At 42.8% G+C, this 19,384-nt stretch carries 10 protein-coding genes, 8 tRNA genes and 3 rRNA genes; 20 read left to right on the top strand and 1 reads right to left on the bottom strand.

The annotated features are described in order from the left end of the window. Window positions 1-54 precede the first annotated feature (54 nt). The 12 genes from ACNSN3_RS04700 (at window position 55) to ACNSN3_RS04755 (ending at window position 5,571) form a co-directional block, all read left to right on the top strand. On the top strand, window positions 55-1,206 hold the full coding sequence (locus ACNSN3_RS04700; protein WP_010391481.1) for a dicarboxylate/amino acid:cation symporter: 1,152 nt from the start codon (window positions 55-57) through the stop codon (window positions 1,204-1,206). Window positions 1,207-1,373: 167 nt separating this feature from the next. Further along, a complete protein-coding gene (gene uvrY, locus ACNSN3_RS04705) occupies window positions 1,374-2,024 on the top strand; it encodes a UvrY/SirA/GacA family response regulator transcription factor (RefSeq protein ID WP_010391483.1) in 651 nt (216 codons plus the stop codon). Window positions 2,025-2,033: 9 nt separating this feature from the next. Then, complete coding sequence (gene uvrC / locus ACNSN3_RS04710) at window positions 2,034-3,857, top strand: excinuclease ABC subunit UvrC (RefSeq protein WP_055013395.1); 1,824 nt, start codon at window positions 2,034-2,036, stop codon at window positions 3,855-3,857. Between the two features lie 42 nt (window positions 3,858-3,899). Further along, on the top strand, window positions 3,900-4,445 hold the full coding sequence (pgsA, locus tag ACNSN3_RS04715; RefSeq protein WP_036933597.1) for a CDP-diacylglycerol--glycerol-3-phosphate 3-phosphatidyltransferase: 546 nt from the start codon (window positions 3,900-3,902) through the stop codon (window positions 4,443-4,445). A gap of 141 nt (window positions 4,446-4,586) precedes the next feature. Next, window positions 4,587-4,662, top strand: a tRNA-Gly gene (locus ACNSN3_RS04720). A 28-nt stretch (window positions 4,663-4,690) separates the two neighbouring features. After that, window positions 4,691-4,764, top strand: a tRNA-Cys gene (locus ACNSN3_RS04725). Between the two features lie 36 nt (window positions 4,765-4,800). Then, window positions 4,801-4,887: transfer RNA gene (locus ACNSN3_RS04730), tRNA-Leu, on the top strand. Between the two features lie 63 nt (window positions 4,888-4,950). Then, window positions 4,951-5,026, top strand: a tRNA-Gly gene (locus tag ACNSN3_RS04735). Window positions 5,027-5,065: 39 nt separating this feature from the next. Then, window positions 5,066-5,152: transfer RNA gene (locus ACNSN3_RS04740), tRNA-Leu, on the top strand. A gap of 127 nt (window positions 5,153-5,279) precedes the next feature. Then, a tRNA-Gly gene (locus tag ACNSN3_RS04745) sits at window positions 5,280-5,355 on the top strand. Window positions 5,356-5,373: 18 nt separating this feature from the next. Next, window positions 5,374-5,447 (top strand) — tRNA-Cys (locus ACNSN3_RS04750). Window positions 5,448-5,484: 37 nt separating this feature from the next. Further along, window positions 5,485-5,571, top strand: a tRNA-Leu gene (locus tag ACNSN3_RS04755). Window positions 5,572-6,477: 906 nt separating this feature from the next. On the opposite strand, the gene ACNSN3_RS04760 is transcribed toward ACNSN3_RS04755, so the two are convergent. Beyond that, window positions 6,478-7,896: an alanine/glycine:cation symporter family protein gene (locus tag ACNSN3_RS04760; protein WP_010391487.1), complete on the bottom strand. Its 1,419-nt coding sequence runs from the start codon at window positions 7,894-7,896 to the stop codon at window positions 6,478-6,480. A gap of 626 nt (window positions 7,897-8,522) precedes the next feature. On the opposite strand from ACNSN3_RS04760, the gene ACNSN3_RS04765 reads away from it, so the two are divergent. The 8 genes from ACNSN3_RS04765 (at window position 8,523) to ihfA (ending at window position 19,353) form a co-directional block, all read left to right on the top strand. Then, a 16S ribosomal RNA gene (locus tag ACNSN3_RS04765) occupies window positions 8,523-10,060 on the top strand. A 286-nt stretch (window positions 10,061-10,346) separates the two neighbouring features. Further along, window positions 10,347-13,231, top strand: a 23S ribosomal RNA gene (locus tag ACNSN3_RS04770). 138 nt (window positions 13,232-13,369) lie between these two features. Further along, window positions 13,370-13,484 (top strand): 5S ribosomal RNA (rrf, locus tag ACNSN3_RS04775). Together the 16S, 23S and 5S rRNA genes form the textbook arrangement of a ribosomal RNA operon. A 338-nt stretch (window positions 13,485-13,822) precedes the next feature. Further along, entirely contained in the window at window positions 13,823-14,878 is a 1,056-nt protein-coding gene (locus ACNSN3_RS04780; RefSeq protein ID WP_054201186.1) for a DUF2066 domain-containing protein, read from the top strand. Then, window positions 14,878-15,588 (top strand): DnaA regulatory inactivator Hda, encoded by a 711-nt coding sequence (hda, locus tag ACNSN3_RS04785; protein WP_175573822.1) that lies wholly within the window; start codon window positions 14,878-14,880, stop codon window positions 15,586-15,588. Before ACNSN3_RS04780 ends, hda begins: the two co-directional genes overlap by 1 nt. Window positions 15,589-15,670: 82 nt before the next feature. Next, a complete protein-coding gene (gene pheS / locus ACNSN3_RS04790) occupies window positions 15,671-16,651 on the top strand; it encodes a phenylalanine--tRNA ligase subunit alpha (RefSeq protein ID WP_418608660.1) in 981 nt (326 codons plus the stop codon). A gap of 15 nt (window positions 16,652-16,666) precedes the next feature. After that, the gene (gene pheT, locus ACNSN3_RS04795; RefSeq protein WP_418608661.1) at window positions 16,667-19,054 is read left to right on the top strand and encodes a phenylalanine--tRNA ligase subunit beta; all 2,388 of its coding nucleotides are present in this window, start codon (window positions 16,667-16,669) and stop codon (window positions 19,052-19,054) included. Between the two features lie 2 nt (window positions 19,055-19,056). After that, window positions 19,057-19,353, top strand: coding sequence for an integration host factor subunit alpha (gene ihfA / locus ACNSN3_RS04800; protein ID WP_008114070.1), 297 nt, complete (start codon window positions 19,057-19,059; stop codon window positions 19,351-19,353). The last annotated feature ends 31 nt before the right edge of the window (window positions 19,354-19,384 follow it).

The following is a 19,384-nucleotide window of genomic DNA, read 5'->3' on the forward strand; positions in this document are numbered from 1 at the left end:
AACTATTCAAAACATGGTAAAAACACATTATCTAAATTCAATAAAGTAATCACCATGAAGTTAATCTTAAAATTAATTGCCGGTATTGTGGCCGGTATCTTAGTCGGGCTCTACATTCCCTTAACTGGCGTTGAGCTTTTATACACAGTAAAAGAGCTTATCGGCCAGCTTATTAGTTTTACAATTCCACTGATTATTTTATTTTTTATTGCCTCTGGGATTGCCGGGCTTCCTAAAGGATCAGGGCATCTACTGGGGAAAACGGTGGGTTTTGCGTATGGCTCAACAATTATAGCCGGTACCTTAGCGTTTTTATTAGTAACAGCGGTTATTCCGTTTTTAAGCGGCGGTATTTCATTTGAAGCTGAAGCAGTGACCGAAGTAGGAAGCTTTATTGACTTAGAAATTCCACCGTTAATGGGTGTAATGACTGCTTTAGTTACAGCATTTGTATTTGGTATTGGTATGAGCCAGCTTGGCTTAGACACATTAAAAACTGTGTCTGATCAGGGGCGCGATATTATTGATGGTTTACTTTCAAAAGTAATTATTCCGGCATTACCGTTTTACATTGCGGGTGTATTTGCTGAAATGACCGTAGCAGGCACCGTTGTTGATACATTACAAGCATTTGGTGTAGTACTTATTGCTGCATTAGTGATGCATTGGTTATGGTTGAGTGTTTTATACATTACCTCAGGCCTATTACTTAAGCGTAATCCTATTGAGCTAATTAAAAATATGTTACCTGCGTACTTTACTGCATTAGGAACCATGTCGAGTGCGGCAACCATTCCAGTATCTTTGCAATCAAGTAAAGCAAATAACGTTAAAGAGGATGTAGCTAACTTTACAGTGCCATTATGCGCCACTATTCATTTGTCAGGTTCAACAATTACAATAGTTACCTGTGCTATGGCTGTAATGTTTTTATCGCCTAGCATGGAAGTACCTTCATTAATGGCTATGTTGCCATTCATTATGATGTTAGGTGTTGTGATGATTGCAGCGCCAGGCGCCCCAGGTGGTGCAGTAATGTCGGCGTTAGGTTTATTAACTAGCATGCTTGGTTTCAACGAAGGTGCAGTGGCACTAATGATTGCGCTGTACCTTGCACAAGATAGCTTCGGCACTGCGTGTAATGTAACTGGCGACGGTATCATTGCTTTGTGGGTAGACCGTTTTAGTGAAAAAGCCTCAGCTTAAATCACTATGGTGTATTTACCTACGATAGGTAAATACGCTTTGACAATATTGGGTCATAGCGACCGACGGCGAAAGCATAATATTAGTTATGGTTTCGTCGTATCTATGCTAATGTTGAAAATTAATTTTGTTAACTTGCATCTTATTAGGCTAGTGAGGGTGTTCCATTGATTAACGTACTTTTAGTTGATGACCATGAACTTGTGCGCACAGGGATCAGACGTATTCTTGATGACATACGTGGTTTTAAAGTAATAGGTGAAGCTAAAACAGGCGAAGAGGCTGTACAGTTTTGTCGTCAACATGCGCCAAATATAGTATTAATGGATATGAACATGCCTGGTATGGGCGGGCTTGAGGCAACTAAAAAGATTTGCCGTTACTGCCCTGATGTAAAAATTATTGTGCTTACTGTTAATTGCGAAGACCCATTTCCAAGTAAGGTCATGCAAATTGGTGCTCATGGCTTTTTAACCAAAGGTGCTGGATCTGATGAAATGGTTCGCGCTATACGCTGTGTGCATGCAGGACAACGCTATATTGCTCCAGAAATAGCGCAACAGATTGCACTTGCGCAGGTAACCGGGCGTACCGATGAAAACCCATTTCAAAGCCTATCCGAGCGTGAACTACAAATTATGCTGATGATCACCAAAGGTGAAAAAGCACAGGATATCGCTGATCGCTTAAATTTAAGTTCTAAAACAGTAAACAGTTATCGCTATCGCATGTTTGAAAAGCTTAACGTAGGAGGCGATGTAGAGCTTACTCATTTAGCCATACGTTACAAAATGATTGATATAGATATCTCTTACTAGTCGGTATATATGTCTGAATTTGATCATGTCCAGTTTTTAAAAACATTATCGAGTGAGCCTGGCGTTTATCGCATGCTCGATAATGACAACCAAGTTATCTATGTCGGTAAAGCTAAAAGTTTAAAAAAGCGGGTAAGTAGTTACTTTCGTAGTAATATAACCGATAGTAAAACCCGTGTTTTAGTAAGTAATATTTGTAATATTGAAGTCACGCTTACTAATACAGAGACAGAAGCTTTACTGCTCGAAAACAACCTCATTAAAAAATATCAGCCACGTTATAATATTCTGTTACGTGATGATAAGTCGTACCCTTATATACTGCTCACAAATCATAAGCATCCTCGCTTAGCCTTTCATCGTGGTAGCAGAAAAGTAAAAGGTGAATATTTTGGTCCGTTTCCAAGCGCGGGGGCGGTTTCTGAAAGCTTACGCTTAATGCAAAAAATATTTCCGGTACGTCAATGCGAAGATGCCTACTACCGTGCGCGTAGTCGCCCTTGCTTACAGTATCAATTAAAACGTTGTTCTGCGCCGTGTGTTAATAAAGTCTCTGAAGATGAATACGCGCAGCAAGTTGATTATGTCCGCAAGTTTTTAACTGGTAAATCTCATGAAGTAATAGCCGATCTCATTGCTAAAATGGAAAAAGCCAGTGAGCAGCTTAATTTTGAACTTGCAGCTAAAGTTCGCGACCAAATTATGTTGCTGCGTAAAATGCAGGAGCAGCAATCTATCTCCGGCAATTTTGCGGAAATGGATGTGGTCGGCTTTGCCCATTTAAACGGTTTAAATGGGATTCATCTATTAATGATTCGCGATCATAAAGTGCTGGGTAGTAAAACTTATTTTCCAAAGGTGCCTAAAGACTCACAAGAGCAAGAAATTTTAACCTCTTTCTTAGGCCAGTATTATTTAGCCCCAGGTGCGACAGGGCGCATTGCTAAAGAAATCATTTTACCATTTGAAATAGAAGAAAGTGATGCACTAGGTGAAGCCTTGACCCAAATTAGTGAACGTAAAGTATCGCTTAAAGTGGTTACCCGTGGTGAGCGAGCACAGTACTTACAGTTAGCGAATAAAAATGCATTAAATAGTATTACGGTTAAGCAAAGCACTCAAGACTCGATAAATAAGCGTTATGCGCAATTAAAGGCTACTTTGCGTCTTGATGATATTAATCGCATGGAATGTTTTGATATCAGTCACACCATGGGTGAAAACACAGTGGCCAGTTGTGTTGTATTTGATTCTCAAGGCCCTAACAATAAAGAGTATCGTCGTTATAACGTGACCGGTATTACCGGTGGTGATGATTACGCCGCTATGGAATTTGCACTAAACAAACGTTACAACAAGTTGGTTGATGAGGAGAAAATTCCCGATGTTATTTTTATCGATGGTGGTAAAGGTCAATTAGGTAGAGCAGAGCAATACTTCGAAAACTGGCCGCATTCAAAAATGCCGCTATTAGTCGGTGTTGCAAAAGGCACTAGCCGTAAGCCAGGTCTTGAAACCTTGCTTATAGATGGCGGGCGTAAAACAATTCCTATGGATTCTGATGCACCAGCGCTTCATTTGATCCAGCATATACGCGATGAATCCCATCGTTTTGCAATTGCAGGGCACCGTAATAAGCGGCAAAAACAACGCACTCAGTCATTATTAGAGGAAATAGATGGCGTAGGTTCAAAGCGTCGACAAACATTATTAAAATATTTAGGGGGCATGCAAGGTGTAAAAGCTGCTAATATAGAACAGCTAAAGAAAGTTCCTGGGATCAGTCCTGACATGGCTGAGAAGATATTTAACCATTTGCATGACAAGGGCTAGCCCTATGTGCGAATATAGAAAAAAAGACATATCCAAGTAGTTATGTGGAATATTCCAAACACACTCACAACGTTTAGACTCTTTCTTATCCCCATTTTTTTGGTGATATTTTATATGCCTTATTCATGGGCGTTCTTTGTTGCTGCCTTTATTTTTTGGCTGGCTTCGATCACAGATATACTTGATGGCTATTTAGCCCGTAAACTTGAGCAATCAACGCCTTTTGGTGCATTTTTAGACCCGGTTGCTGATAAAGTAATGGTGTGTGCTGCCTTGGTTGCATTATCTGAGCATTACCAATCTTTGTATATGACCATTCCCGCGCTTATTATTATTAGCCGTGAAATTGTTATATCGGCGCTACGCGAATGGATGGCTGAACAGGGGAAACGCGGTAACGTAGCTGTATCCGATATGGGTAAGTTAAAAACCGCAGCTCAAATGTTAGCCATTATCGGTTTAATTTGGCAGTACGATAGCTGGATGATGTATTTAAGTTATGGCTTGCTTTATATAGCCACATTTTTAACGCTTAGTTCTATGGTGCAATATTTAGTTGCAGCATGGGGAGAATTGACCAAAAATTGATTGTAAACGTCTAATAACGCACCATTTTAGATAAAAAATAATCAAACAGTTCAAAAGTAGCATTTTTTGTGTTGACGCGTTTAATAATCTCTGTAGAATGCGTCCGTGTTGAGAGGGCATAGCCCCCTAGATAAACATAAAGCGGCACTAGCTCAGTTGGTAGAGCGCGACCTTGCCAAGGTCGAGGTCACGAGTTCGAGCCTCGTGTGCCGCTCCAGTTTATCTTAAAGCTAACCTAGTATTGAGGCGGAATGGCAGAGTGGCCATGCACCGGATTGCAAATCCGTTTACCCCGGTTCGACTCCGGGTTCCGCCTCCAATCAACACTCCACACGCTTTAATTAGCAAACTCGATGCCCGAGTGGTGGAATTGGTAGACACAAGGGATTTAAAATCCCTCGACTAACAAGTCGTGCCGGTTCAAGTCCGGCCTCGGGCACCACTTTGTGGTTTGGTTACATACACCAATATGTAACTTATAAAAATTATTTAGAATTAATATGATGCGGCACTAGCTCAGTTGGTAGAGCGCGACCTTGCCAAGGTCGAGGTCACGAGTTCGAGCCTCGTGTGCCGCTCCATATTAGTTTTATCCACTTGCTTTAAATAGCAAACTCGATGCCCGAGTGGTGGAATTGGTAGACACAAGGGATTTAAAATCCCTCGACTAACAAGTCGTGCCGGTTCAAGTCCGGCCTCGGGCACCACTTTTAATTATTGACCAAGTTAATTAAAAGTTTGATAAATACTTATTTATGGCACTAACTCAGTTGCCAGAACGTTTTACCGCGACATGGTCGCGCACCAACGTACAAATTACTGATAAAGTTTTATGCGGCACTAGCTCAGTTGGTAGAGCGCGACCTTGCCAAGGTCGAGGTCACGAGTTCGAGCCTCGTGTGCCGCTCCAAATTATTTGATATGTTTAGGCGGAATGGCAGAGTGGCCATGCACCGGATTGCAAATCCGTTTACCCCGGTTCGACTCCGGGTTCCGCCTCCAAATAATTACTCCACACGCTTTAATTAGCAAACTCGATGCCCGAGTGGTGGAATTGGTAGACACAAGGGATTTAAAATCCCTCGACTAACAAGTCGTGCCGGTTCAAGTCCGGCCTCGGGCACCACTTTATACTTTCCTTGTTTATTCTAGTTTAACCATTATTTGATTAAACCATTAATTATAAAATCGCATCATCAAACTAGTATCTATTCCTTACACAAAATTATTTCGTTTGTTTAAAACCTTTATGTCTCACATTTTTTAAAAAGCCTATCCCATCAATGTATTACCTTTGATCTTTTTTATAGCTAAACTTGACGGTAGCTACAGAAAAAACTCTCATTTAGAACAAAACACTAAATTTAAGCTTTGCTATATAAGACTTTTATACCTCAAAATAGACTACCTAATACTAAGCGGTTTATATAAAAAGCAGTGGTATAAGGCTCTTAAATGGAGGTGTGGCTGTGCTTCGTTTGATACATAAGCGAAAGTCGGCATACGCTTATTTCTATTAACACCATTACAATGCCACAAAATTTATTAAGAGTATTGATGTAAACTGCTTAACTAATCGCTTATAAGGAGGTATGAGAAGTTTGATGATGCTAATGTGTTTGATTGGGTCTCACTAGGTGGGTACTGCTATTAGTAATATAATACCAATCCGCAATAATACGTAATCATTTTACGGAGCTAAACGTGTCACTAGCTGCGTTAAAAAAGTCTCATTTAGAACAACTAAATAGCAAATTTTTTGCCTAGCTATCAACACGTTTTTCCAGCCTCAAAATAGACCACTTAATTAAGCGAATTGGTATAAAGACGAGGCTTATACCAATCCGCAATAATACTTAATCATTTTGAGAGTCGAAACTTGACGCTAATAAACATCGAAATTGTTGCTTTGCTATTAACACGATTTCTCTACCTCAAAATAGACTACTTAATTAAACGAATGGGTACTAGACAATAAAAAACCCGAAATGGCCATGGCCGTTTCGGGTTTTTAACTTAAATCTCTTTAAAGTTATTTGTGCCAAATACCTTTCGGAATAGTTTTATTAAGCTTGTTGTTTTTACTTGGATCAAACGTCGGTAACTTTCCAGCACGTCGTTGAGCGTTGTAATCTTTGGCAAGCCATACCACAACTCCTGAGAGCATAAATAGCGCGATTACGTTTACAATCGCCATTAGGCCCATAGACACATCAGCTAGAGTCCACACTAATGGTAATTCACCAAGGGCACCAAACATCACCATACCTAACACTAATAATCTGAAGATCAGCATGCCAGATGCATGGTTATGCTCTAAAAACAATAAGTTCGTTTCTGCATAAGAATAGTTAGCTACAATTGATGTAAAAGCAAAAAACAAAATAGCGACTGCAACAAATATTGCACCCCAGCTACCAACATGTTCCTCAAGCGCTGCTTGTGTAAGTGCTATACCCGTTACATCAGAGCCTGGTACTAACTGTTCTGATAATAAAATAAGTGCAGCGGTAGCTGTACAAATTATAATGGTATCTACAAAGACACCTAGCATTTGTACATAACCTTGTGATGCAGGGTGAGGTGGGTTAGGAGTTGCAGTTGCTGCAGCGTTAGCTGCGCTACCCATACCCGCTTCGTTTGAGAATAATCCGCGCTTGATCCCTTGGATCATTGCTTGCATAACACCATAACCAATTGCACCAGCGCCAGCTTGTTCAAGACCAAAGGCACTTCTAATTACATGCATAAACACATCAGGCAACTCAGTGTAATTTACAGCACATATATATAGTGCAACAATTAAGTAGGCAGCAGCCATAAATGGCACTGCTAATTCAGCAAATCGTGAAATTGTTTTTAGGCCACCAAATATGATGATGCCTGAACCAATTACAAGTGCAATACCTACTATATAGTTAGGAATACCAAAGGCGACTTCAAAAGCTGCAGCGATAGAGTTTGACTGTACCGCATTAAAAACTAATCCAAAGGCTAAAATTAAACATAGTGAGAACACGATGCCCATCCAGCGCTTGCCAAGTCCGTATTCCATATAATAAGCAGGGCCTCCACGGAAGTTGCCTTCTTCATCGCGTATTTTGTAAGCTTGAGCCAATGTGCTTTCTGCAAAACTAGTGGCCATACCGATCAAAGCAATTAACCACATCCAAAAAATAGCACCAGCACCACCTAAATAAAGTGCGACTGCAACACCTGCCATATTACCGGTACCAACACGGGCGGCTAAAGAAGTACAGAAAGCTTGAAAAGAGGAAATACCGCCATCTGACCCTTGGCGACTTTGAAACATGACTTTAATCATGTGTGGGAATTGTACAAATTGGATGAAACCAAGACGTATGGTAAAAAATAGCCCAGCGGCTATTAATAAGTACACTAAAATATGACCCCATAAGAGACCACTTATACTATTTATTATATCTGTCATGTGTGTTGCCTAGTGAACGAGTTGTAAATATGCGCCGCAACTTACCACAAGCAAGGTAAATAGTTTAGTAAACAGCGCAAAAAAATGAGTTATCCACAGGGTTTTGTGGGTATCTTGTGTGTCTGGGTGGGGTATCTTTGGGGTAAAAATTAAATGCAAAAAAGCGTTTAAAAACGCTTGCGTTAAAATCGATTCGCCCTATAATGCGACCCCACTGAGACGGCAGAGCAGGCAACGCTTAGCGAGGCAAGCAAGACACTTAGTAAGTCGAGTAAAACTTGAGTTTAGATTTTTTAAAAAGTTTAAAATTAAGTGTTGACAAAAAAATAGGAAAGCGTAATATGCGCAGCCCTAGCGAGATAAAGTTTAACGCTTTAATCGCAACGTTCTTTAACAATATAAAGCAATCATCTGTGTGGGCACTCGTACAGATTGAGTTCTAACAGCCAAGCTTAGTTTACTAAGTGAGGCAAACAAATTTAGAGTCTCAATTGAAACTGAGTGACCAACAGCAATAACTTACTTAGGTTTTACTTAAGGAAAGAATTGCAGCACAGTCAATTCAATATCGAAAGATATTAAATAAATTCAGAATTCATTGAGCTGTCGAAAGACATAAAACTTTTTAATTGAAGAGTTTGATCATGGCTCAGATTGAACGCTGGCGGCAGGCCTAACACATGCAAGTCGAGCGGTAACAGAAAGTAGCTTGCTACTTTGCTGACGAGCGGCGGACGGGTGAGTAATGCTTGGGAACATGCCTTGAGGTGGGGGACAACAGTTGGAAACGACTGCTAATACCGCATAATGTCTACGGACCAAAGGGGGCTTCGGCTCTCGCCTTTAGATTGGCCCAAGTGGGATTAGCTAGTTGGTGAGGTAATGGCTCACCAAGGCGACGATCCCTAGCTGGTTTGAGAGGATGATCAGCCACACTGGGACTGAGACACGGCCCAGACTCCTACGGGAGGCAGCAGTGGGGAATATTGCACAATGGGCGCAAGCCTGATGCAGCCATGCCGCGTGTGTGAAGAAGGCCTTCGGGTTGTAAAGCACTTTCAGTCAGGAGGAAAGGTTAGTAGTTAATACCTGCTAGCTGTGACGTTACTGACAGAAGAAGCACCGGCTAACTCCGTGCCAGCAGCCGCGGTAATACGGAGGGTGCGAGCGTTAATCGGAATTACTGGGCGTAAAGCGTACGCAGGCGGTTTGTTAAGCGAGATGTGAAAGCCCCGGGCTCAACCTGGGAACTGCATTTCGAACTGGCAAACTAGAGTGTGATAGAGGGTGGTAGAATTTCAGGTGTAGCGGTGAAATGCGTAGAGATCTGAAGGAATACCGATGGCGAAGGCAGCCACCTGGGTCAACACTGACGCTCATGTACGAAAGCGTGGGGAGCAAACAGGATTAGATACCCTGGTAGTCCACGCCGTAAACGATGTCTACTAGAAGCTCGGAACCTCGGTTCTGTTTTTCAAAGCTAACGCATTAAGTAGACCGCCTGGGGAGTACGGCCGCAAGGTTAAAACTCAAATGAATTGACGGGGGCCCGCACAAGCGGTGGAGCATGTGGTTTAATTCGATGCAACGCGAAGAACCTTACCTACACTTGACATACAGAGAACTTACCAGAGATGGTTTGGTGCCTTCGGGAACTCTGATACAGGTGCTGCATGGCTGTCGTCAGCTCGTGTTGTGAGATGTTGGGTTAAGTCCCGCAACGAGCGCAACCCCTATCCTTAGTTGCTAGCAGGTAATGCTGAGAACTCTAAGGAGACTGCCGGTGATAAACCGGAGGAAGGTGGGGACGACGTCAAGTCATCATGGCCCTTACGTGTAGGGCTACACACGTGCTACAATGGCGCATACAGAGTGCTGCGAACTCTGCGAGAGGTAAGCGAATCACTTAAAGTGCGTCGTAGTCCGGATTGGAGTCTGCAACTCGACTCCATGAAGTCGGAATCGCTAGTAATCGCGTATCAGAATGACGCGGTGAATACGTTCCCGGGCCTTGTACACACCGCCCGTCACACCATGGGAGTGGGTTGCTCCAGAAGTAGATAGTCTAACCCTCGGGAGGACGTTTACCACGGAGTGATTCATGACTGGGGTGAAGTCGTAACAAGGTAGCCCTAGGGGAACCTGGGGCTGGATCACCTCCTTATACGATTTAGAACTTATTTGTTCGTAGTGTCCACACAGATGATTGTTAGTTAGTTTTACTCTTTGAGTTTACTAATTAATATGCTCTTTAAAAATTTGGAAAAGCTGATAATAAAATTCGTATGAATACATTGTATTTGTACAGAGTTTTCAAAAGTAAAAAAGAATGATAGCAGTATCATTCAGTGCCATTTAATCCTCGGATTAATTGGTATCTACTTTAGTATTCAATATTAACTTCTGGCGAAGTTAAACTGTCACAAAACAAAGACCCGTTTGGGTTGTATGGTTAAGTGACTAAGCGTACACGGTGGATGCCTTGGCAGTTGGAGGCGATGAAGGACGTATTAACTTGCGATAAGCCTAGTCAAGCTAGTAAAAAGCACTTGAGACTAGGATTTCCGAATGGGGAAACCCACCTGCTTGCAGGTATCGTTAACTGAATACATAGGTTAACGAGGCGAACGCGGAGAACTGAAACATCTAAGTACCCGTAGGAAAAGAAATCAACCGAGATTCCGATAGTAGCGGCGAGCGAAATCGGAACAGCCCTTAAGCTTATTATGTGTTAATGGAAGGCTCTGGAAAGTGCCACGATACAGGGTGATAGTCCCGTACATGAAAACGCATTTTAAGTGAAATCGAGTAGGTCGGAGCACGTGAAACTTTGACTGAATATAGGTGGACCATCATCTAAGGCTAAATACTCCCAACTGACCGATAGTGAACCAGTACCGTGAGGGAAAGGCGAAAAGAACCCCTGTGAGGGGAGTGAAATAGAACCTGAAACCGTGTACGTACAAGCAGTAGGAGCCCTTCGAGGGTGACTGCGTACCTTTTGTATAATGGGTCAGCGACTTATATTTTGTAGCGAGGTTAACCGATTAGGGTAGCCGTAGGGAAACCGAGTCTTAACTGGGCGAATAGTTGCAAGGTATAGACCCGAAACCCGGTGATCTAGCCATGGGCAGGTTGAAGGTTGAGTAACATCAACTGGAGGACCGAACCCACTAACGTTGAAAAGTTAGGGGATGACCTGTGGTTAGGAGTGAAAGGCTAATCAAACCGGGAGATAGCTGGTTCTCCCCGAAATCTATTTAGGTAGAGCCTCGGACGAATACTTACGGGGGTAGAGCACTGTTAAGGCTAGGGGGTCATCCCGACTTACCAACCCTTTGCAAACTCCGAATACCGTAAAGTAATATCCGGGAGACACACGGCGGGTGCTAACGTCCGTCGTGAAGAGGGAAACAACCCAGACCGCCAGCTAAGGTCCCAAAGTCATAGTTAAGTGGGAAACGATGTGGAAAGGCCCAGACAGCCAGGAGGTTGGCTTAGAAGCAGCCATCCTTTAAAGAAAGCGTAATAGCTCACTGGTCGAGTCGGTCTGCGCGGAAGATGTAACGGGGCTAAACTATGCACCGAAGCTGCGGATTCAGAATTTATTCTGAGTGGTAGGGGAGCGTTCTGTAAGCGGTTGAAGGTGTACCGGGAGGTATGCTGGACGTATCAGAAGTGCGAATGCTGACATGAGTAACGATAATGCGGGTGAAAAACCCGCACGCCGGAAGACCAAGGGTTCCTATCCCATGTTAATCAGGGTAGGGTAAGTCGACCCCTAAGGCGAGGCCGAAAGGCGTAGTCGATGGGAAACGGATTAATATTTCCGTACTTGGTATAATTGCGATGGGGGGACGGAGCAGGCTAAGCAAGCATGGCGATGGTAGTCCATGTGAAAGTGTGTAGGCTAGTGACTTAGGTAAATCCGGGTTGCTGTTAGGCTGAGACACGAGACGAGTCACCAAGGTGATGAAGTTGCTGATGCCATACTTCCAGGAAAAGCCTCTAAGCTTCAGATTATACCGAATCGTACCCCAAACCGACACAGGTGGTCAGGTAGAGAATACTAAGGCGCTTGAGAGAACTCGGGTGAAGGAACTAGGCAAAATCGTACCGTAACTTCGGGAGAAGGTACGCTCCGATTGGTGATGAGACTTGCTCTCTAAGCTGATTGGAGCCGCAGTGACCAGGTGGCTGGGACTGTTTATTAAAAACACAGCACTGTGCAAAATCGCAAGATGACGTATACGGTGTGACACCTGCCCGGTGCCGGAAGGTTAATTGATGGGGTTATCTTCGGAGAAGCTCTTGATCGAAGCCCCGGTAAACGGCGGCCGTAACTATAACGGTCCTAAGGTAGCGAAATTCCTTGTCGGGTAAGTTCCGACCTGCACGAATGGTGTAACCATGGCCACGCTGTCTCCACCCGAGACTCAGTGAAATTGAAATCGCAGTGAAGATGCTGTGTACCCGCGGCTAGACGGAAAGACCCCGTGAACCTTTACTACAGCTTGGCACTGAACATTGAACCTACATGTGTAGGATAGGTGGGAGACTTAGAAGCAGAGACGCTAGTTTTTGTGGAGTCGTCCTTGAAATACCACCCTTGTAGTTTTGATGTTCTAACGTTGGCCCCTGAATCGGGGTTACGGACAGTGCCTGGTGGGTAGTTTGACTGGGGCGGTCTCCTCCCAAAGAGTAACGGAGGAGCACGAAGGTTGGCTAAGTACGGTCGGACATCGTACGGTTAGTGTAATGGTAGAAGCCAGCTTAACTGCGAGACAGACACGTCGAGCAGGTACGAAAGTAGGTCATAGTGATCCGGTGGTTCTGAATGGAAGGGCCATCGCTCAACGGATAAAAGGTACTCCGGGGATAACAGGCTGATACCGCCCAAGAGTTCATATCGACGGCGGTGTTTGGCACCTCGATGTCGGCTCATCACATCCTGGGGCTGAAGTCGGTCCCAAGGGTATGGCTGTTCGCCATTTAAAGTGGTACGCGAGCTGGGTTTAGAACGTCGTGAGACAGTTCGGTCCCTATCTGCCGTGGGCGTTTGAGAATTGAGAGGGGTTGCTCCTAGTACGAGAGGACCGGAGTGAACGAACCGCTGGTGTTCGGGTTGTCATGCCAATGGCATTGCCCGGTAGCTACGTTCGGAACTGATAAGCGCTGAAAGCATCTAAGCGCGAAGCAGGCCTCGAGATGAGTTCTCACTAGACTTTTAAAGTCTCTGAAGGGCCGTTGAAGACTACAACGTTGATAGGCAAGATGTGGAAGTGGTGTGAGCCATTAAGCTAACTTGTACTAATTACCCGTGAGGCTTAACCATACAACGCCAAACGCGTTTTATGTGATAGTGAAACAAGCGAAGAAGTTAATATAACTAAAGTAGATACTAGAAGACTTTATTATCAGAAATTCCAAATTTTAGTTAGTGCGTAGCGATACGGACTGACACCCAAATTTGCTTGGTGACAATAGCGTTTTGGACCCACCTGACCCCATGCCGAACTCAGTAGTGAAACGAAACAGCGCCGATGATAGTGTAGCATTTGTTATGTGAAAGTAGGACATTACCAGGCTCCAAATAAGAGAAAGCCCGATTCGAAAGAGTCGGGCTTTTTTACGTCTGCAGGAAAGTGAAAATATCAGCTATCAGCTATCAGCTATCAGCCGTCAGCTATCAGTTGCACAGCGTTAACCAGGCAACCGTAGAGTGGGTTTAGTATCTCGACAATATTCTAGGTGATTGCCGTAATTAAGTAGAGAACCGACTTCAATTAGTCGGTATTTACTTTGAGGTTTTTTATGATCATTAAAGCGAGCTTAATGGCGTTAGTGACTGAGAAAAATATAATTTTGCTTTGTTAGTGGCTTTGATTTAGGATCAAAACAGTTTAAAACCATGAATGATTTGCCTGTGTATAGATTATTAATTAGCGCCTTATCCATTTTCTTTTGTGTTTCTGTATCAGCAGTTGAAGTAACTGATCTATATCAAGATATTTTGGTCGTAGAAGATAAATCTCGTGATACTCGTTTAGACGCTAGCCGCAAAGCGTTGCTTAACGTATTAGTAAAAGTGAGTGGTGACAAAAGCGCAGATGAAAATCGAGTCGCTAAGCAACGCACTAAAGATATATCCGATTATATGCTGAAATTTGAATATGATGAGCGTATCCCCGGAGAGCTTAAATTATTAGTTAAGTTTGAAGCACGAAAAATCGATGCACTAATCAAAGAGCTTAATTTGCCATTATGGGGAATGCAACGACCACTGGTTGCAATCTGGTTAGGGATTGAAGATAACAGGCAACGAGAGTTAGTAACTCAAGAAAGTTACCCACAGTTAGAGCAGCTAATTTATGATAAGGCAAGCCGTCGTGGATTACCTGTCGTTGTACCTTTGCTTGATTTACAAGATAGACGCCTTGTTGGTGTCCCTGAGGTTTGGGGAAACTTTTCTGAACCAGTAGAAGAGGCATCTAAACGTTACAGTGCTGAGCGCAGTATTACTGCTAGAATGTATCAAGAGTTTAACTCCGATAATTGGGTATTAGATTGGCGTTTTACTAATGACGAAATGTTTGAATCTAACCGAATTATTGGCTATAGACAGCAAATTGTTGCGCAAATGATTGATGATTTAGCGCAAGGTTTAGCTGGCGAATATGCGATCGATCCGAATGCGTATTATGAGCAACGTACTGCCAATTTGACCTTAAAAGGGACAGATAATTTTGTGGATATAGAGTTGGCAAAGCGCCGTCTACTCAACCTAAGTGTTGTCACCCAAGCGGTTATTATACGTAAAACTCCCGATTCTGTTGAATTTAAGCTAGATCATACCGGCACTGTAAACGATCTTAAAAAAGCCCTTGGTCTTGATAATGCCTTTAAAGATTATGTCGACCCCCGTGCTTTTTATCACATAGTTGATAAGCAAAGCCTAGAGTATCAATGGGTTGAAAACTAATGCTAACTCAAGAGCCAATGCAAATGGCGCTACCGGTTACTTTACCGGATGATGAAACATTTGCCTCTTATTTTGGGGGAGAAGACTCATTAGAGGTTAACCACCTTAAAGATAGCTTTTCTAAGCTATCTCAAGCTTTTCAGTATACTTATTTGTGTGGCTTAGGAGACTCAGGTAAATCCCATTTGTTATACGCCACCTGTATTCAAGCCCAGGAGAGCGGCTTATCGAATATGCTGCTATCAATGCGAGAAGTTTTACATTTTGGCCCGATGGTTTTAGATGGTCTTGAGGCGCTAGATGTATTATGTATTGATGATGTTCACTTAGTGGCGGGTAATGATGCATGGGAAAAAGCGTTATTTAATTTCTTCAACCGCTTTAATGAGCCTAATAAAATGTTGGTAGTAACTGCTGATTTACTGCCAAATATGCTTAATATTAGCTTGCCTGATTTAGAATCACGCTTGAAGTGGGGTACCACCTTTCAAATTCGCTCTATGAGTGATGATGATAAAGCACAAGCGCTAGTAAAGCGGGCAAACATGCGCGGTCTTGAACTGAGTGACGAATGCGCGCGGTTTTTATTAACCCGTTTAAGTCGTGATATGCGCGCATTATTGGATGTATTAGACAAATTAGATCACGCATCCATGGCCGCACAGCGAAAATTAACTATTCCTTTCATAAAATCAACGCTAAAGCTGTAGTAGGTCTAGAATCTAGACCCCGCTTTCAGTTATCATTAGCTAACTAAATTGTAATCACCTTCTTTGAAAGATCAGGTATCGAATGAACTTAGAAAATATATTAGCGCAAGCACTTGAGGCAGTTGCCAGTGCCAGTGAAATCGCGCAACTAGAAGAGATCAGGGTTAACTACCTTGGTAAAAAAGGCGAGATCACCAGCTTACTTAAAACACTGGGTAAAATTGCTCCTGAAGAACGCAAAGAAGCAGGCCAGGTAATCAATCAAGCTAAGCAAGATGTGCAAAGCGCAATTAATGACAAGCGTGAGCTGTTAGCGAGTAAAGTACTTGAAGAAAAACTAGCTGCTGAAACTATCGATGTAACTTTACCAGGGCGCGTTATGCCTTCTGGTGGCCTTCACCCTGTAACACGTACAATTGAGCGTATTGAAAGCTTTTTTGGTGAACTAGGCTTTGAAGTTAAATCAGGCCCTGAAGTTGAAGATGATTTTCATAACTTTGATGCGCTAAATATTCCTGAGCACCATCCTGCTCGCGCCGACCACGATACCTTTTACTTTAATCCTAAGTTGGTGTTGCGTACTCAAACTAGTGGTGTGCAAATTCGTACCATGGAAACAGAGCAGCCGCCGCTTCGTATAATTTCACCAGGGCGTGTATATCGTAATGACTACGACCAAACACATACACCTATGTTCCATCAGGTGGAAGGTTTAATGGTCGATACGGACGTTAGCTTTACTGAGCTCAAAGGTATTTTACATGACTTCTTACGTAACTTTTTTGAAGAAGATATGGAAATTCGTTTCCGTCCTTCATTCTTCCCATTTACAGAGCCCTCAGCCGAAGTTGATGTAATGGGTAAAGATGGTAAATGGTTAGAAGTATTAGGCTGTGGCATGGTTCACCCTAACGTACTTAAGTCTGTTGGTATCGATCCTGAAAAATACACCGGTTTTGCCTTTGGTATGGGTGTAGAGCGCTTAACTATGTTGCGTTACGGCGTAAACGATTTACGTGCGTTTTTCGAAAACGACTTAAAATTCCTAAACCAGTTCCGTTAAGAGTGAAGAAATAAAATGAAATTTAGTGAAAAGTGGTTAAGAGAGTGGGTAAATCCTGCAATTGATACGCAAGCTCTTTCGGAACAGCTTTCAATGGCTGGTTTAGAAGTAGATGGCGTAGAGCCGGCAGCAGCCAAATTTAATGGTGTTGTTGTAGGTGAGGTGGTTGAATGTGGCCAGCACCCTGATGCAGATAAACTACGTGTAACAAAAATTAATGTTGGTGGTGATGAACTGCTTGATATTGTTTGTGGTGCACCAAATTGCCGCCAAGGTATTAAAGTTGCTGTTGCCACTGTTGGTGCAGTATTACCAGGTGATTTTAAAATTAAAAAGGCCAAACTTCGTGGTCAACCATCACACGGCATGTTGTGTGCGTTTGATGAGCTAGGCATTAGCGAAGAAGGCGATGGCATTATGGAATTGCCGCTTGACGCGCCGATTGGCACAGATTTACGCGAATACTTAGGGTTAGATGACAACATCATAGATGTAGATTTAACCCCTAACCGTGGTGACTGTTTAGGTATTAAAGGCCTTGCTCGTGAAGTTGGCGTACTGAACAGCATTGATGTTAATACATTAAGTATTCCAGCGGTAGCACCGACAATTGAAGATAAAGTATCAATAGAGTTGGTTAACGATGAAGCTTGTCCTCGTTATTTAGGGCGTGTTATCAAAGGCATTAACCTTAATGCTGAAACACCTCTATGGATGGTTGAAAAGCTACGCCGCAGTGGTGTGCGTTCAATCGACCCGGTAGTTGATGTGACTAACTTTGTGTTATTAGAGCTTGGTCACCCAATGCATGCATTTGATTTAAATGCTATTGAGGGTGGAATTAAAGTACGTAGTGCAAACGCAGGTGAAGAATTAGTTTTACTTGATGGTAACACTGCAAAGTTAAATGAATCGACATTAGTGATTGCCGATCATCATAAAGCGCTAGCCATTGCTGGTATTTTTGGTGGTGAGCAATCTGGCGTTACTGAAAAAACAGCTGATATTCTGTTAGAAAGCGCATTCTTTAACCCTGTTGCCATTGCTGGTCAAGCACGTAGCTACGGTTTACACACCGATGCATCTCATCGCTATGAGCGTGGTGTAGACTTTGCTCTACAACATGATGCAATGGAGCGCGCTACAGCGTTACTGCTTGAAATTGTTGGTGGTGAAGCGGGTCCTGTTGTTGAAGCTGTGGCTGCTGATAAGTTACCAAAGGTAACTGAAGTACGTTTACGTCGTTCACGTTTAGACCGCGTTATTGGTCATCATATTGAAGATACGAAAGTAACCGATATTCTGACGCGTTTAGGACTTGATGTTAAATTTGACAATGATAGCTGGAGTGCTGATGTACCAAGCTACCGTTTTGATATTCGTATCGAAGAAGATTTAATTGAAGAAGTTGCACGTGTATACGGTTATAACAGCATTCCTAATGTTGCACCAACTGCAAAACTGAAAATGACCACGCATGATGAGTCAACTGTTGCCCTGAGCCGTTTTCGTAATGCCTTAGTAACACGTGGCTATCAAGAAGCCATTACTTACAGTTTTGTTGACCCTAAAGCGCAAGCTATTTTACACCCTGAGTGTAATGCATTGGTATTGCCGCACCCAATTTCAATTGAAATGTCAGCGATGCGTGTAAGTTTAATGCCAGGGTTGCTTTCATCTGTTGCGTATAACCAAAACCGCCAACAACCTCGTATTCGCTTATTTGAACACGGCCTTAAGTTTATCAGTGATGAAAATGCTGAAAATGGTGTATACCAAGTGCCTGTTATTGGTGGCGTTATTACTGGTTTGGTTCATGGTGAGCATTGGGTTGAAGAAAAACGTAACGTTGATTTTTATGACCTAAAAGGGGATGTTGAAGCATTACTTGCAATTACCAACGATGTTAGCCGCTTTGAAATTAAAGCTGAGCAATCGGATGGTCTTCACCCTGGCCAGTCTGCCGTTATTTATGTTGATGGTAAAAAAGTAGGTTTCTTTGGTGCATTACATCCTCAAGCGCAAAAATCGTTAGATATCAACAATGCTACTTTTGTGTTTGAAATTGAAATGTCGGCATTAGAAAAAAGAAATTTACCTCAAGCTGTAGGGGTGTCTAAATTCCCATCAAATCGCCGCGACATCGCGATTTTAGTACAAGACAGCGTTAAAATTGGTGATATTTTAAACGTCATCGGAAAAGTTGGCGGAAATCAATTGGTTGACCTAAACTTATTCGATGTGTATAAGGGCAAAGGTATTGAGCCAAATTATAAGAGTTTGGCGATTGCTCTAACACTGCAGGCGGTTGATAGAACACTCGAAGAGAAAGATATCAATCAGGTAGTTGATAACGTGGTGGCCGCACTGGCCGAACAGTTTAATGCATCGTTGAGGGACTAGATATGGCGCTTACTAAAGCCGACATAGCTGAACACCTATTTGAAAAGCTCGGGATCAATAAAAAAGATGCCAAAGATTTAGTTGAAGCGTTTTTTGAAGAAATCCGCTCAGCGCTTGAAAAAGGCGAGCAGATTAAGCTCTCTGGATTTGGTAACTTTGATCTTCGAGATAAGAAAGAAAGACCGGGACGTAATCCGAAAACGGGAGAAGATATTCCAATTTCAGCGCGTCGCGTAGTTACTTTTAGGCCGGGGCAAAAGTTAAAGACCCGTGTCGAAGTAGGCACAAGCAAAAAATAAACAAAAAGGCAGCGCAAGCTGCCTTTTTTGT

Source organism: Pseudoalteromonas sp. US3C1004 (genome assembly GCF_048401065.1).
GTDB lineage: Bacteria > Pseudomonadota > Gammaproteobacteria > Enterobacterales > Alteromonadaceae > Pseudoalteromonas > Pseudoalteromonas undina.